This window comes from Corynebacterium sp. MSK204, assembly GCF_030229885.1.
In the GTDB taxonomy this organism is placed as follows: Bacteria; Actinomycetota; Actinomycetes; order Mycobacteriales; family Mycobacteriaceae; genus Corynebacterium.
This window is the reverse complement of record NZ_JASPGQ010000006.1, coordinates 19,119-31,890: the sequence shown is the minus strand read 5'-3', so window position 1 is coordinate 31,890 and position 12,772 is coordinate 19,119. Positions and strand designations below refer to the sequence as shown.

Annotated in this window: 12 protein-coding genes; 5 read left to right on the top strand and 7 right to left on the bottom strand. The window is 61.7% G+C overall.

Annotated features, from left to right (window positions below; all coding sequences use genetic code 11):
• Nucleotides 1-9: 9 nt before the first annotated feature.
• Nucleotides 10-609, bottom strand: coding sequence for a TetR/AcrR family transcriptional regulator (locus QP908_RS05185; protein ID WP_284771801.1), 600 nt, complete (start codon nt 607-609; stop codon nt 10-12).
• The gene (locus tag QP908_RS05180; protein WP_239269159.1) at nt 602-2,980 is read right to left on the bottom strand and encodes an MMPL family transporter; all 2,379 of its coding nucleotides are present in this window, start codon (nt 2,978-2,980) and stop codon (nt 602-604) included. The genes QP908_RS05185 and QP908_RS05180 overlap by 8 nt, the downstream gene beginning before the upstream one ends.
• 184 nt (nt 2,981-3,164) lie before the next feature.
• On the opposite strand from QP908_RS05180, the gene QP908_RS05175 reads away from it, so the two are divergent.
• Nucleotides 3,165-3,818 carry a hypothetical protein gene (locus QP908_RS05175; RefSeq protein WP_239269158.1) on the top strand — a complete coding sequence of 218 codons (654 nt, stop codon included), beginning with the start codon at nt 3,165-3,167 and terminating at the stop codon, nt 3,816-3,818.
• A gap of 7 nt (nt 3,819-3,825) precedes the next feature.
• Here QP908_RS05175 and QP908_RS05170 read toward each other — a convergent pair whose 3' ends face one another.
• Nucleotides 3,826-4,365, bottom strand: coding sequence for a gamma carbonic anhydrase family protein (locus QP908_RS05170; protein ID WP_239269157.1), 540 nt, complete (start codon nt 4,363-4,365; stop codon nt 3,826-3,828).
• Nucleotides 4,365-4,769, bottom strand: coding sequence for a hypothetical protein (locus QP908_RS05165; RefSeq protein WP_239269156.1), 405 nt, complete (start codon nt 4,767-4,769; stop codon nt 4,365-4,367). The genes QP908_RS05170 and QP908_RS05165 overlap by 1 nt, the downstream gene beginning before the upstream one ends.
• Nucleotides 4,770-4,843: 74 nt before the next feature.
• Between QP908_RS05165 and QP908_RS05160 the strand changes: the two genes are divergently transcribed.
• Nucleotides 4,844-5,713, top strand: coding sequence for a patatin-like phospholipase family protein (locus QP908_RS05160; RefSeq protein ID WP_239269155.1), 870 nt, complete (start codon nt 4,844-4,846; stop codon nt 5,711-5,713).
• 153 nt (nt 5,714-5,866) lie between these two features.
• The gene (locus tag QP908_RS05155; protein ID WP_239269154.1) at nt 5,867-7,429 is read left to right on the top strand and encodes an aspartate-alanine antiporter-like transporter; all 1,563 of its coding nucleotides are present in this window, start codon (nt 5,867-5,869) and stop codon (nt 7,427-7,429) included.
• Nucleotides 7,430-7,445: 16 nt separating this feature from the next.
• Here QP908_RS05155 and QP908_RS05150 read toward each other — a convergent pair whose 3' ends face one another.
• Together QP908_RS05150 and QP908_RS05145 are read right to left on the bottom strand one after the other, a co-directional pair.
• On the bottom strand, nt 7,446-9,080 hold the full coding sequence (locus tag QP908_RS05150) for a peptide chain release factor 3 (RefSeq protein ID WP_239269153.1): 1,635 nt from the start codon (nt 9,078-9,080) through the stop codon (nt 7,446-7,448).
• Nucleotides 9,081-9,104: 24 nt separating this feature from the next.
• Nucleotides 9,105-9,941, bottom strand: coding sequence for an SDR family NAD(P)-dependent oxidoreductase (locus QP908_RS05145; protein ID WP_239269152.1), 837 nt, complete (start codon nt 9,939-9,941; stop codon nt 9,105-9,107).
• 117 nt (nt 9,942-10,058) lie between these two features.
• Between QP908_RS05145 and QP908_RS05140 the strand changes: the two genes are divergently transcribed.
• The gene (locus QP908_RS05140) at nt 10,059-11,411 is read left to right on the top strand and encodes a TrkH family potassium uptake protein (RefSeq protein ID WP_239269151.1); all 1,353 of its coding nucleotides are present in this window, start codon (nt 10,059-10,061) and stop codon (nt 11,409-11,411) included.
• A complete protein-coding gene (locus QP908_RS05135; RefSeq protein WP_239269150.1) occupies nt 11,404-12,096 on the top strand; it encodes a potassium channel family protein in 693 nt (230 codons plus the stop codon). The genes QP908_RS05140 and QP908_RS05135 overlap by 8 nt, the downstream gene beginning before the upstream one ends.
• Here the strand turns inward: QP908_RS05135 and pth are convergent.
• The gene (pth, locus tag QP908_RS05130; protein WP_239269149.1) at nt 12,093-12,740 is read right to left on the bottom strand and encodes an aminoacyl-tRNA hydrolase; all 648 of its coding nucleotides are present in this window, start codon (nt 12,738-12,740) and stop codon (nt 12,093-12,095) included. The genes QP908_RS05135 and pth overlap by 4 nt on opposite strands.
• Nucleotides 12,741-12,772 lie beyond the last annotated feature (32 nt).

Genomic DNA, 12,772 nt, shown 5'->3' with positions numbered 1-12,772 from the left:
ACTGAAACCTCAGGCAAGGCCGCGCAGGGTGGCAAAGGCGTGGTGCACCAACTCATCGCGTTCCTGCTTGTTAGGGGGCTTGCCACCTTCGCAGCGCCTTTTCAGCTCTTGCTGGCAGGCATTGCCGGTGCTGCCGCACGCGTTCAAGATGACGGTGAGCTCGAAGGTCGAATATTCGGGGTAGCGCTCTTGAAAAGCAGCGATGATCCTGTGAGTGACGCTATCGAATTTCTTCTTTTCCTCAGCGGTGTGGCTGAGGTTTTCCATCGCCTCACCGATTTTGAACAGACTGTGCAGCGAGCGCAGCTCCATGTATTCGTTGTCGAGGGCATCAATGAGCGTTAATTCCAAGACCGAAGAGATGGGCTCGCCGGGAAAGGCGGTGGGAATATCCGCCGCGAATGCCTCGAGGACATCCGCGGTGTAGTGCAAGAGGGAATCGGCCACCGAGGAAAAATAATTGTGGAACGTGCGCGGGGAGACGCCGACGGCGCTGGTAATGCCCGAGACCGTGACTGCCTCAGCGCCGCCATCCAAGGCGAGGCGGGCCGCGGCATCGGACATGGCCTGGCGCGTTGCTCGCTTCTTGGATTCGCGCAAACTAGTCACGATGAACCTTTCCTACCTTGTCGTGCTGGAAGTGCAGGAGCGCCTCGCGTTCCTTGTGCAGGGCCTCGCCCTCGATATCCATATTAGGCACGATCTTATTCAACCACTTGGGGAACCACCACGCCTTGTCTCCTAGGAGGAACATGGTGGCGGGGATGACCATCATGCGGATAACGAAGGCATCGATAAGCACGCCCATAGCCAGGGCAAAGCCCATGGTCTTAATGAATGGCTCGTCCATCAGGATAAACGCCGCAAAGACCGAAATCATGATGAGCGCTGCTGCCGTGACCACGCGCGCGCCGTGCTTAAAGCCATTCGAGGTCGCGTTGGCGGCGGTCTTGCCGCTGACGTAACCCTCGCGCATGCGGGTGACCAAGAAGACCTGGTAGTCCATGGCCAGGCCAAAGGTCAGGCCGATGAGCATGATGGGCAGGAAGGACAGCAGCGGCTGCGGATCGTTGACGAGGCCGAACATGCCCTCTTGCCAGATTCCAACGGTGATTCCGAAGGTGGCGGCCACTGACAGCCCGTAGCCCGCGGCGGCAATGAGCGGAACCCAGATGGAGCGGAAGACCAGCATCAACACGATGAAGGCAAGGCCTAAGACGATGGCCACATAGGGAACAAGAACGCTATTGAGGCGCTCAGAAATATCGTCGAAGATCGGGGTGATGCCGGTAATGCCGTAGGAGCCGCCGTCCTTAGAAAACTCGCCCTGGTACTCGCGCAGGCGCTCCAAGGTCTCGGTGGTTTCCTCATCGGTTGCACCTGTCGTCGGCGTAATCATGATCTGGGCGGCATCACCGTTATCCGTGGTTTGGACGATTTGGGCGTTGTCCACGCCTTCGGTGTCGTTGAACTTGTGGAGCAGATCTTGGAAGGCCGGCATGCGGTCTTGCTCGGAGACGCCCTCCACGTTCACAAAGGCGATCATTGGGGCATTGCGGCCGGGGCCAAAGGCCTCTGCGGACATCTCGTAGGCCTCGCGCTGCGGGGTGCCAGGTTTGGCGGAGCCATCGGTGGGCATGGCCAGGCGCATATTCGCAAAGGGAATGGCGAGGATGGCAAGCACGATAACGCCCACGCCAAGGTGCAGCCACGGGTGGGCGCGCACGCGGCGGACCCAGCGCAGGCCCATGGTTGGCTTCTCGTCCTCGGGATCTGGAACCTTGGGGCCGGGCACGCGCCCGGCGAAGATCTTGGTGCCCAGCAGGCCCAGCACCGCGGGGATAAAGGTATTGGCCACTAGCACGGCGATGACCACGGTGCCCGCGGCGGCGATAGCCATGGTGGACAGGAATGGGATGCCGATAATGGTCAGGGCTGCCAGCGCGATGACCACGGTGGTACCGGCAAAGACGACGGAGCCGCCGGCGGTGCCCAGCGCCATGCCCATGGCGTGGGCGCGGGTGCCCTTCTCCATCTTCTTCAGCTCCTTGGCCAGTTCCTTGGGCGTCAGGTTATTCAGGCCGGAGGAGGTGATGAGTTCATTGCGGAAGCGGTTGACAATGAATAGGGCATAGTCGATGCCCACGGCCAGGCCGATCATGGAGGCCAGCGTCGGGGTCATATCGGAGACGGTATCGGTAAAGATGGTGGCCAGCTGCACGCCGAGGATGCCAATGCCCACGCCGATGACGGCGGAAATTAGCGGCATGCCGGCAGCTACGAAGGAGCCGAAGGTCACCAGCAGCACGATGGCGGCAACCACCATGCCGATGAGTTCGGCGCTGCCATTCATGCCGGCATCGGCCATCGCGAAGGCATTGCCCTGGTACTTAACGGAAAGGCCTTCGCCGTCGTGCTGGTGCAGGACATCCGTGACCGCAGCCATATCTTCATCATTGATGTCCATGACGTCCTTGGCATCGAAGGCGATGGTGACGGTGCCGGTGGTCTTATCCTCGCTCAGCGGGGACAGCTGCTGCAGGTTCTTCGCAACCTGCTCTTCGGGCATGCCCTGGGCCCGCATCTGCTCGCCCATCTGCTTTTCCATGCCGGCGGCGGTGAGGACCGGGCTGACCAGCTCATCCTCGTTCTTCAGCGCACCGGTGTCCTTGAGGTCCTGGAGCAGCTTGTCGATGTCCCCGGCAACGGCATCATCGCTCAGCTCCTTGCCCTCAGGGGCCTGGATGACCACGGTGCCCTCCGGGGCACTCATGGCATCGGTGTCTTGATCGAAGTGCTCCATCATCTCTTCTTGAGTGGTGGTGGAGTCCATCTCCGGCATGGCGAAGTTGGGGTTCGGGGTCTTGGCAAAGCCGGCGGTGAGGACGACCATTGCCACCAGGACGATGAGCCAGAAGGCGAGGAAGGGCCATACCGTGCGGTAGGACCAGCTTCCCAGCCGGTAGAGGAATCTGGACATGGGCGATCTCCTTTACGAGTGAGAGAGGTGGGCGCTGCTTCTAAAATCGTGCATAGTCTATGCAATCCTGCACATATGGCGCAAAATAAGGTGCAGATGGGCATAGTAGCTCTTTAGTGTGACCTATAACCCACGCGCGGCCAGAGAGCACAGGGTGGCGGGAAGGATAGGTAGACTATCGCGCATGATTCACGCGGTAAGTTTCGCCCTCTTGGATTCGGTCAATGCCTTGCTCATTGGCATCCTTGTGGCCATCGGCATCATGCTCCCGCGCGGGAAGTACCGCTGGATCGCAGGCCTGGTCATCCTGGGCGATTGGTTGGGAGTTCTTACCGCCGCTGCCGTGGTCATGTTCGTCCTGTTGGGCGTGCGCGAGCAGATCGCGGCCATCTTGGAGTCACCGATTGCCGGCGGCATCCTCATCATCGTCGGTATCGCCCTGGCCTTCGCCGCCTGGCATTCCCAAGGAAAACCCAATGCCTTGATCGGGCGCATGCTGCAGCCGCTGCGCACGCCCTCTTTCGTCACCGTGCTCATCGGCTTTGTGATGGGCGTGGTCCAATCGCTGACCTCCGTGCCGTTTTATTTCGGCCTTATGTTCTTGGCCACCGAGGATCTGTCGCTCGCCGCCCAATACGGCGGCCTGCTGTGGTACGCCACCCTGGCTCTTTCCCTGCCGGTGGTGTGCGGACTCTTTATTGCCGTGGTGCGCGCCCACCCAGACTCAGCTGCGGGCCGAGTCTTTGCGGCGGCGCGCGAAAACAGCACGCGGGTCGCGCTCATCAGCGGCTATGTCGTCGCCGCCTTCCTCATCATCATGGGTGTCGTGAACCTATAAGGATGCGCTAGTCAAAGTAAACATCATCCAGCGTCAGTTCGGTGCCGGATTGCTGCTTAGCTATGTCCACGTAGCGCGCGGCGTGCGGGATAAACGCCGCGGATTGCTCGGCGGAAAGCGCGCGGCGCACGGTAGCCGGGACGCCGGCGGCCAAGGAACGCGCCGGGATATCCGCGCCCTCGCGCACCACCGCGCCGGCGGCGATGAGCGAACCGGGCCCGATGGTGGAGTGAGACAGTAGGGTAGCGGACATGCCCACCAGGCTGCCAGCGCCCACATGGGTGCCGTGGAGCATGGCCATGTGGCCTACCGTGACATCGTCTTCAAGGACGCACGGCGCCGCCCGCTCCACGTGGACAACGCTATTGTCCTGAATATTGCACCGGCTGCCAATACGGATGGGGCCGACATCACCGCGCAGCACGCAGCCATAAAACACGGAAGAATCCGGGCCGATTTCCACGTCACCAATGATCGTGGCATTCGGCGCGATCCAGGCGCTGCGGTGGATGCGCGGGCGCTTGCCTTGAAAGGAATAGATGGGCATTATTCCACCACCACCGCGAGGCTGGGGGATAGCTCGTACTCGCTGGAAGCTGGGGCATCGGCAAGCGGAGCACCCGCAAGCTCGGCCTGGGAAAGCGCGCCCGCCAGCGTTGGCGTGATGGGGATGATCCAGCCGTGCTTGGGGTCTTTGACCGGCAGCACGTCCGTCTTCACGGCGGGGAAATGCGCCGTGGTGGTGGGGGAGATGAGGGTCGCGGACTCGCGCGAGGCGGCGAGCTCATCAAGGGCCCGCGCGCCCTGCCGGCCGGTGATAATGATGATGAGCTGGCCGGCGGTCCTAATATCCAGCCGGTCCACCTGCACGGTCGTCGCCGCGGAATCGGGCCGCGCCAACTGCGGCGCCCCATTCCCGGTGAGCTTGGCAAGAGCATCCAATAATCCCATAGCCCTTAAGTCTAGCCGCGCAGCCAGGTAGCGGGTTGACCGCTGTAACATCGCCGCGCGTACTATGGGAGACCATGATTGATGCCAGCAACACCGCCCTCGTGATCGAAGGTGGCGGGATGCGCAATTCCTATACCGCCGCCTGCATAGTCAAACTCATCCAGGAAAACGTCACCTTTGGATGGGTAGGCGGGGTCTCAGCTGGCGCCTCCCACACGGTCAATTACCTCTCGCACGATGCCAAGCGCGCGGAGGAATCCTTCACGGATTTTGTCAATAACCCCAGCTTCGGTGGCGTGGGCTCGCTGGTGCGCGGCAATGGCTATTTCAACGCGGAATATATCTATGAGCGCTCCGCGGATAAAGATATGCCGTTTGACTGGGACGCGTACCGCAAGCACCCAGCGGATATGGTGCTCGCCGCCGCGCGGGCCGATACCGGCGAATCCGTGTATTGGACCCGCGAGGACGTGAAGGAACCAGAGGACTTGTACGTGCGGGTGCGCGCCTCGTCCACGCTGCCGCTGCTTATGCCGATCCGCGTCATCGGTGGCTCACCCTATGTGGACGGTGCCCTGGGCTCATCCGGCGGCATTACCATCGAGCAGGCGGAAGAAGCCGGCTACGAGAAATTCCTCTTTATCGGCTCCAAGCCGCGCGGGTATGTCCGCCCTGAGGTTGCGCGCCCGGCGATCACCCGCCGCATCTTCCGCAAGTACCCCGCTATTGCCGATGCCCTCATTGGCCGCCCACCCATCTATAACGCGGCCAAGGACCGGCTCCTCGAGTTAGAGCGCCAGGGCAAGGCGCAGCTGTTTTTCCCAGAAGACATGCAGGTGGCCTCCACCGAACGCAACGTGGATAAGCTGCGCGCGAATTACCAGGCAGGCAAGGCACAAACCCATGCCGAGTGGCCAAAGTGGAAGGAATTCCTGCTGGACTAGCTCACCTCTGCACGGTGGTGTGAGATCGCCCTCCTGGTTCTTGGCGGCATCAGGAATAATAACCGTGTGCGCTGCACTAATGGCGGTATTCGGTGCAAAGCGCCAAGCATTATCAGCTAGCTAAATCGCGCCAAGCTCCTAAGATTGCACAGCGTGTTAGCGATTTTTGATGGCCATATTTGGCTGAGCATCTTCTTCATGATCGTGCTCGGCACGCTACTTGGCATGATTCCCTTTGGCCCGCTGCGCTTCGGCGCGGCGGGTACCCTTTTTGTCGGCTTAGCCTTCGGATCCTTTATTGATCTGGATGACAATATCCTCAGTTCCTTGCAGGAGCTGGGCTTGGGCCTCTTTATCTATATGCAGGGGCTCTCTGCCGGCGAGGCCTTCTTCAAGGGCTTTTCCACCCAGCTAAAACACATGCTGCTCGCCACGGTGGCGGTAATAGCCGCGGCGGCCGCAGCGCTGGGCATCGGCAGCCTCATGGGGCTATCGCCACTGGCGGTAACCGGCGTATTCTCTGGCGCGACGACGTCCACGGCATCGCTCGCCGTGGCCCAGCAGCAATCCGGCGAGGAACTGCCCGCCGTGGGATACTCCTTGGCTTACCCGGTCGGCGTGGCCGTGGCCATCCTCCTTGTGGCATTCGTCCTGCGGCATAGCTGGCCCGCACAGAACGACCAAGACCACTCGGCGGAGAAGATTTTCCGCTCGCGGATGATTAAGGTTACCCGCGATATTTCCTATGCTGAGCTGCGCGAGAAATTCGCGGATCATTTCATCATTGCCACCATCCGCCGCGGCCGCGATATCGACGTGCCAGGCGATAATCCGGAGCTGCACCGCGGTGATGTCCTGCGCGTACTGGTGACCAAGGCAAAGGCCAAGGAGCTTACCGATGCCCTGGGAAAGCGCCAGCCCCAAACCCCGTTTGTGGATAAGCGCCTGGTCAATGAGACCGTGGCCATCTCCAACGGGGATATCGAGGGCCGTAAGGTCAAGGAGCTCAACCTCTTTTCGCGCTACGGCGCGCGTATCGTGCGGGTGCGCCGCGGCGATGAGGAATTCCTTGCCACCAACGAGACTCACTTGGAATCTGGCGATGACCTAGAGATCGTGGTCAAGCATGACCGCCTGGGCGATGTCCGCGATTACTTTGGCGATTCCGTGACCGCATACTCGCAGCTTAACTGGGTAGCACTCGGCGGTGGGCTGACCATTGGCTACCTCATTTCGCTCATCGTCGTCCCGCTGCCCGGTGGCGCGTCCTTCGAGCTCGGTTTCGCGCTGGGCCCACTCATCACCGGCCTAGTCCTTGGCGCCCTGCACCGCACCAGCCGCATTCCGTGGCAGATTCCCTCCCCGATCAATACGGCATTCCAGCAGTGGGGCCTTGCCATCTTCTTGGCCTCGGTGGGCCTGTCCTCCGGAGAGGCCTTTGTCTCCACCGCCTTTTCCTGGATGGGGCTAAAGTCCATGGTGCTGGCCGCGATCATCGCCGTTATCATCATCGGGATTTTCGCGGTGGCCAGCCGCTTTATGGGGCAATCCGAAACCCGCACCTCAGGCGGCATTTCCGGGCTTTTTGGCCAGCCTGCGGTGGTCAATTACGCCACGGGCGCCAGCTCGGATTCCCGCATCCTTACCGGCTATGCCTCCACCATTGTGGTGGCGCAGTTCATGAAGATCCTGGTCATCCCCGTCATGCTGCTCTGACGGGGCAGCCGCTCTATTAATCCGCGACCAACGTCTCCATGGTGAGCTCTGGGTGTTCCTTTTCAATGAAGGCGAGCTTCCATTTATCGCCAAAGAGGGCGATGAGCTCGCCGTCCTGGCGGGTGAAGATCTCCACGCCGCGCTGGCGGCCGAGCTCCGGTGCGGATTCGGCATCGGTGCGCCGCGCCACGGAGTAGGGGATGGGCTCGGTGACGGTTTCGACGTTGTACTCGAATTCCATGCGGGCCTGCATGACCTCGAACTGCATGGGGCCGACCGCAGCCATGACCGGGGAGGCATCGCCGCGCTCATCGTTGCGCAGGATCTGCACCACGCCCTCGGCCGAGAGCTGCTCCAAGCCCTTGCGGAAGGCCTTGTACTTGCCCAGCGATTTCGCGCGCAGGATGCGGAAGGCCTCCGGGGCGAATTGGGGCATGGGCTTAAACTGCACCTTTTTGCCGGAGTAGATGGTGTCGCCGGGCGCCAGCGCGCCCGCGTTGACGAGGCCAACGATATCGCCCGGGTAAGCGGTATCCACGGTATCGCGGGTGCGGCCAAAGACCGTCAGCGCATACTTGGTGGAAAAGCTGCGCCCGGATTGGGCGTGGTTGACCTGCATGCCGCGCTCGAATTCGCCGGAGACCACGCGCATAAACGCCAGGTTATCGCGGTGCTTTTGGTCCATGCCCGCCTGCACCTTGAAGACGACGCCGGAAAAGTCATCGGCGACCTCGCGCACCTCATCGATGGCGCTGGTGGCCGCTTCCACGGCCTTGGGATCGGATTCGCGGGAATGCGGGGCCGGGGCGATAGCGCACAGGGTATCCAGGATTTGGTGGACGCCGAAGTTCAACATGGCCGAGGCGAAGATGAGTGGGGAAGTCACGCACTGCTCAAAGAGCTCTTGATCGTGCAGGGCGCCATCGGCTGCAAGCAGCTCGGCTTCTTCCACCGTGGTTTCCCACACATCCTCTTCCTTTTCTTCTGCAGCCGCCGGATCGTAGTGTTCCTCCGGTGCGATGGTGGAACCACCAGCGGTGCGGATGAAGTGGATGTAATTATCGGCCTCGCCGTCGTCGTTGATGTGGGCTAGGCCGCGGAAATCGCCCGCGATGCCCACTGGCCAGTACAGCGGGGTGGGCTGCAGCTGGATTTCGTTCACGATCTCATCAACGAGCTCGAGCGGCTCGCGGCCCACGCGGTCCCACTTGTTGATCACCGTGACGATGGGCAGCCCGCGCGCCTTACAGACGCGGAAGAGCTTGAGGGTCTGTGGCTCGAGGCCCTTGGCGGCATCGATAAGCATCACTGCGGCATCTACCGCGGTAAGCACGCGGTAGGTATCCTCCGAAAAGTCCGCGTGACCTGGGGTATCAACCAGGTTGATCATATAAGGCTCGCCCTCGTGTCCCTCTGGGGCGTATTCAAACTGCAGCGCGGACGAGGCCACGGAGATACCGCGGTTTTTCTCCATGTCCATCCAGTCAGACACGGTGGACTTGCGGTTGCCCTTGCCGTGGACCGCGCCGGCCTCATTAATCACGTGCGCGTGCAGCGCCAGCGCCTCCGTCAGCGTGGACTTACCGGCATCCGGGTGGGCGATAACGGCGAACGTGCGGCGGCGCGAGGCCTCAAAAGCGACAGAACTCATGCGCCATAGTCTAGTGCTTGCGCGCTACCACTCCACATTGAGGCGGCGGCCCAGATCCTCAAAGACGCGGTGGGCCACGGAGGTGTTCTTCGCAATCGGGCGCTGCAGGCCCAGCGAACGCCTATTATTGTAATATTCCCCGGACTGGAAATGGATGCCCTCGGTGCCGGTGAGGAAGTAGGCCAAGTTCTCGCCGCCGGCCTCTGCGGTGCCAAAGGCTTTGCCGATGACCCCGGAGTACACCTTGCCCGTAAGCCCCTTGGAGGACTTGCCAAACTCGGTGGCTAAAACGCCCGGGTGAAAGGACACCGCGTTGATGCCGTGGGCATCGATAAACCTGGCGAGCAAGATATCCGCCAGCTTGGCATTGCCGTATGCGCGCTCTGGGCTGAAATGCTCCAGCGTATTGGGATCTGCCGGATCGAAATTCGAGATCAGCATATTAGCTAACGACGCCGTGTTGACCACGGTGGCGTTACTATCGCGCAGCTTTTCTTGCAGCAGCGACGTCAGCAGGAACGGCGCGACGACGTTGACTTGCCACGTGCGCTCGAAACCATCGGCGGTCATGGTGGGGCCATCGAAAATGCCGCCGCCATTATTGCCCAAGGCATCGATGCGCTCCAGTTGTTGCAGATCATCGGCCAGCTGGCGGACCTGGGCCAGCGATTCGAAATCGGCGAGGAAATACTGCCCGCCTACTTCCTGAGCAACGGCCTTGGTCTTGTCCGGATTGCGGCCGATGATGACGAGGTTATCCTGCGGGCGGGTGCGGTGAATTTGCCGGGCGGCCGCGGCACCAATGCCTGACGATGCCCCGGTAATCACGATGGTCCTAGCTGCGGAGTACGGCGAAGTCATAGGCCCGATTTTAGCCGCGGACGTGATATCCGTCCGCGACATTCGTTCGTGATATTTGTCCACTGGGGGCCGCCTAGCAGTTCCGCTTGGGGCTGGACAGGTCTATACTTCCGGCTTGTGAAGCGCCTGCTTTTTCTGCGGCAGTGGGGACCAGCGCGGCTAACCGCCACCGGGTTTCTACTGCTCATCTTGATAGGAACGGTTCTGCTCTTACTGCCGTTCGCCGAGGCCGGAGATTCCCGCGCCTCGTTTTTATCTGCCCTTTTTACCGCGACCTCCGCGGTCTCACTGACCGGCCTGGTCGTGGTCGATACCGGCAGCTTCTGGAGCCCGGCCGGGCAGGTCGTCATCTTGGCCCTGATCCAACTGGGTGGTTTGGGGATTATGTCGCTGGCCTCGCTATCCGGCCTGCTTTTGACCGGCCGGATTAGTTTTAAGGCCCGCAAGACCGGCGCCTATGAAAGCCGGCCCATCCTCGCCGGTGGCATCCGCCGCACCCTGATTTTTACCTTCGCCTTTACCGCGGTGGTAGAAAGCATTATCGCCGCGGCGGTCACCGCGCGGCTTATGGTGGGCTACGGGCATTCCTTCCCGCGGGCGTTATGGGAGGGCATCTTCCACGCCATCTCGGCCTTTAATAACGCTGGGTTTAGCACCAATAGCGATAATCTCGTGCCCTTTGTGGGCGATGCCTGGATCCTCTTGCCGCTGGCCGGGGCGGTCATCGGCGGCGGGCTGGGTTTTCCGGTCTGGGCGGAATTGGTGCGCCACGTGCGTCGCGGGTCGGAGGCGACGCGCCGCATTTCTATCACGGCGCGCATGACCTTGGCGGCCACCGGCGTGCTACTTGTAGTCGGCACGATATTTTTCGCTTTGACGGAGTGGAATGGCGTGCTGGCGCCGATGTCGTGGGGCGAGAAAATCCTCAACGCGTTCTTTGCCAGCGTCTCCCCGCGCACGGCCGGATTTAATACCTTCGACTACGGTGAGGTTCACCCGGTAACGCTCATGGGCACCGATACGTTGATGTTCATCGGCGGCGGCTCTGCCGGTACCGCCGGCGGCATCAAGGTCACCACCGCGTGCGTGCTGCTAGCCGTCATGGCCGCGGAGTTCTTGGGCAAGGAAAAGACCTCGATCTACCACCGCAGCCTTCCCCACAGCGTTACCCGGCAGGCGCTAGCATTGAGCTTCGCCGGCGTGCTGGTGGTGACCCTCGGTGTGGCGGCGCTGCGCTTTTTCGATCCGCAATTTAGCGGCGATCAGGTCTCCTTCGAGGTCATGTCCGCCTTCGCCACAGTGGGCCTATCCACTGGGATTACCGCCAGCTTGTCCGCACCCTCACAAATCGTGCTGTGCTTCATCATGTACCTGGGCCGCGTTGGCCCAACCACCCTGGTAGCAGCGCTGGCGGCAAAGAATTTAAGCCGCCGCTACAGCTACCCCGAAGAAAGGCCCTTCATTGGCTAGCATTTTTAAGGCGTTGGGCCGCTCCCGCGCCACCCTCGACATCGCCCCGGTCGTCGTCATTGGCTTGGGGCGGTTTGGTTGTTCCCTGGCAAGCGAGCTCATGGGCCATGGGGTAGAGGTTCTCGGTATCGATTCCGATGAGAAAATCGTGCGCGAACGAGCGCCGCATTTAACCGAGGCCATCTCGGCCGATACCACCGATCCGGCGGCGTTGCGCCAGCTGGGCATCGACGAGGTGGAGCGGGTCATCGTGGGCATTGGCTCGCACCTGGAGGCCTCCATCCTCACTGTGTCTAACCTGGTGGAGCTGGGGGTCAAGGATATTTGGGCCAAGGCGAATTCGGAGGCCCACGAGCGCATCCTGCGCCAGATTGGCGCCCACCACGTCATCCGCCCGGAGCGGGACACAGGCCGCCGCGTGGCCTACCTCTTGGGCGGGCGCTTCCGCGACTTTGCTGAGATCGCCCCGTACTACGGCGTGACGCAGATGGCCGCGCCCTCCTCGGTCACAGGCCGCCCGCTCGATCTGGGCGAGGTTTGGCGCACCTACCACGTGCAGTTGGTCTCGGTCTGCCAGGCAGAGGGTGCTTGGGCCCCGCTTGCCGATGCCACCCAGCTCGCCCCCACTGACTTCATCGTCGCCGCCGGCAGCCCGCAGGCGCTGGAGAAATTTTCCCAGTCCTAGCGTGAGTGAATGCGGTTTTGGGCTTGTACGAGCCCTTGCGTGGCGATGAGCTGGGCAGCTTCGGCGGCGGTGGCGATGGCGGTATCGAAGCCGGGGCCGGCATCGACAGGCGCTAAGACATAATCCGGAACCGACGAGCCCTTGGGCGGGCGCGCGATGCCAATGCGCACGCGCACATAGTCCCGCGTGCCCAGGTTGTGCGTGAGCGACTTCAGCCCGTTGTGCCCATTTTCATTGCCACCCTGCTTCAGACGAATCTTATTGGCCGGCAGATCGAGCTCATCGTGGATGACGATGATGTGGTCTGCCGCAATGCCCAAAGCCTGCGCCAGCGGGGCAATCGGATCGCCGGAGAGGTTCATAAACGTCGTCGTGCGCACCGCCAGCGCGCGGGTATCACCCCAGCGCAGCGGGGCCACCTCGAGGTCCATCCCGCGCACCGGCTCGAGCACGTCGCCGCCTTGGGCAAGCACATCATCGACGGCCATATAGCCCACGTTATGGCGCGTGGCGGCGTACTTCGCGCCGGGATTGCCCAGGCCAACAATGAGCCAGTCTGCCTCTAACTCGGACGGATCCAGCCCCTGCTGCGCTGGCGAGGGACCGCCGAAAATCCGGGCAATAATATCTGTCAAAGCTGCCACGAATGTGCCTTTCTAGCTTGGTACAGTGGTTT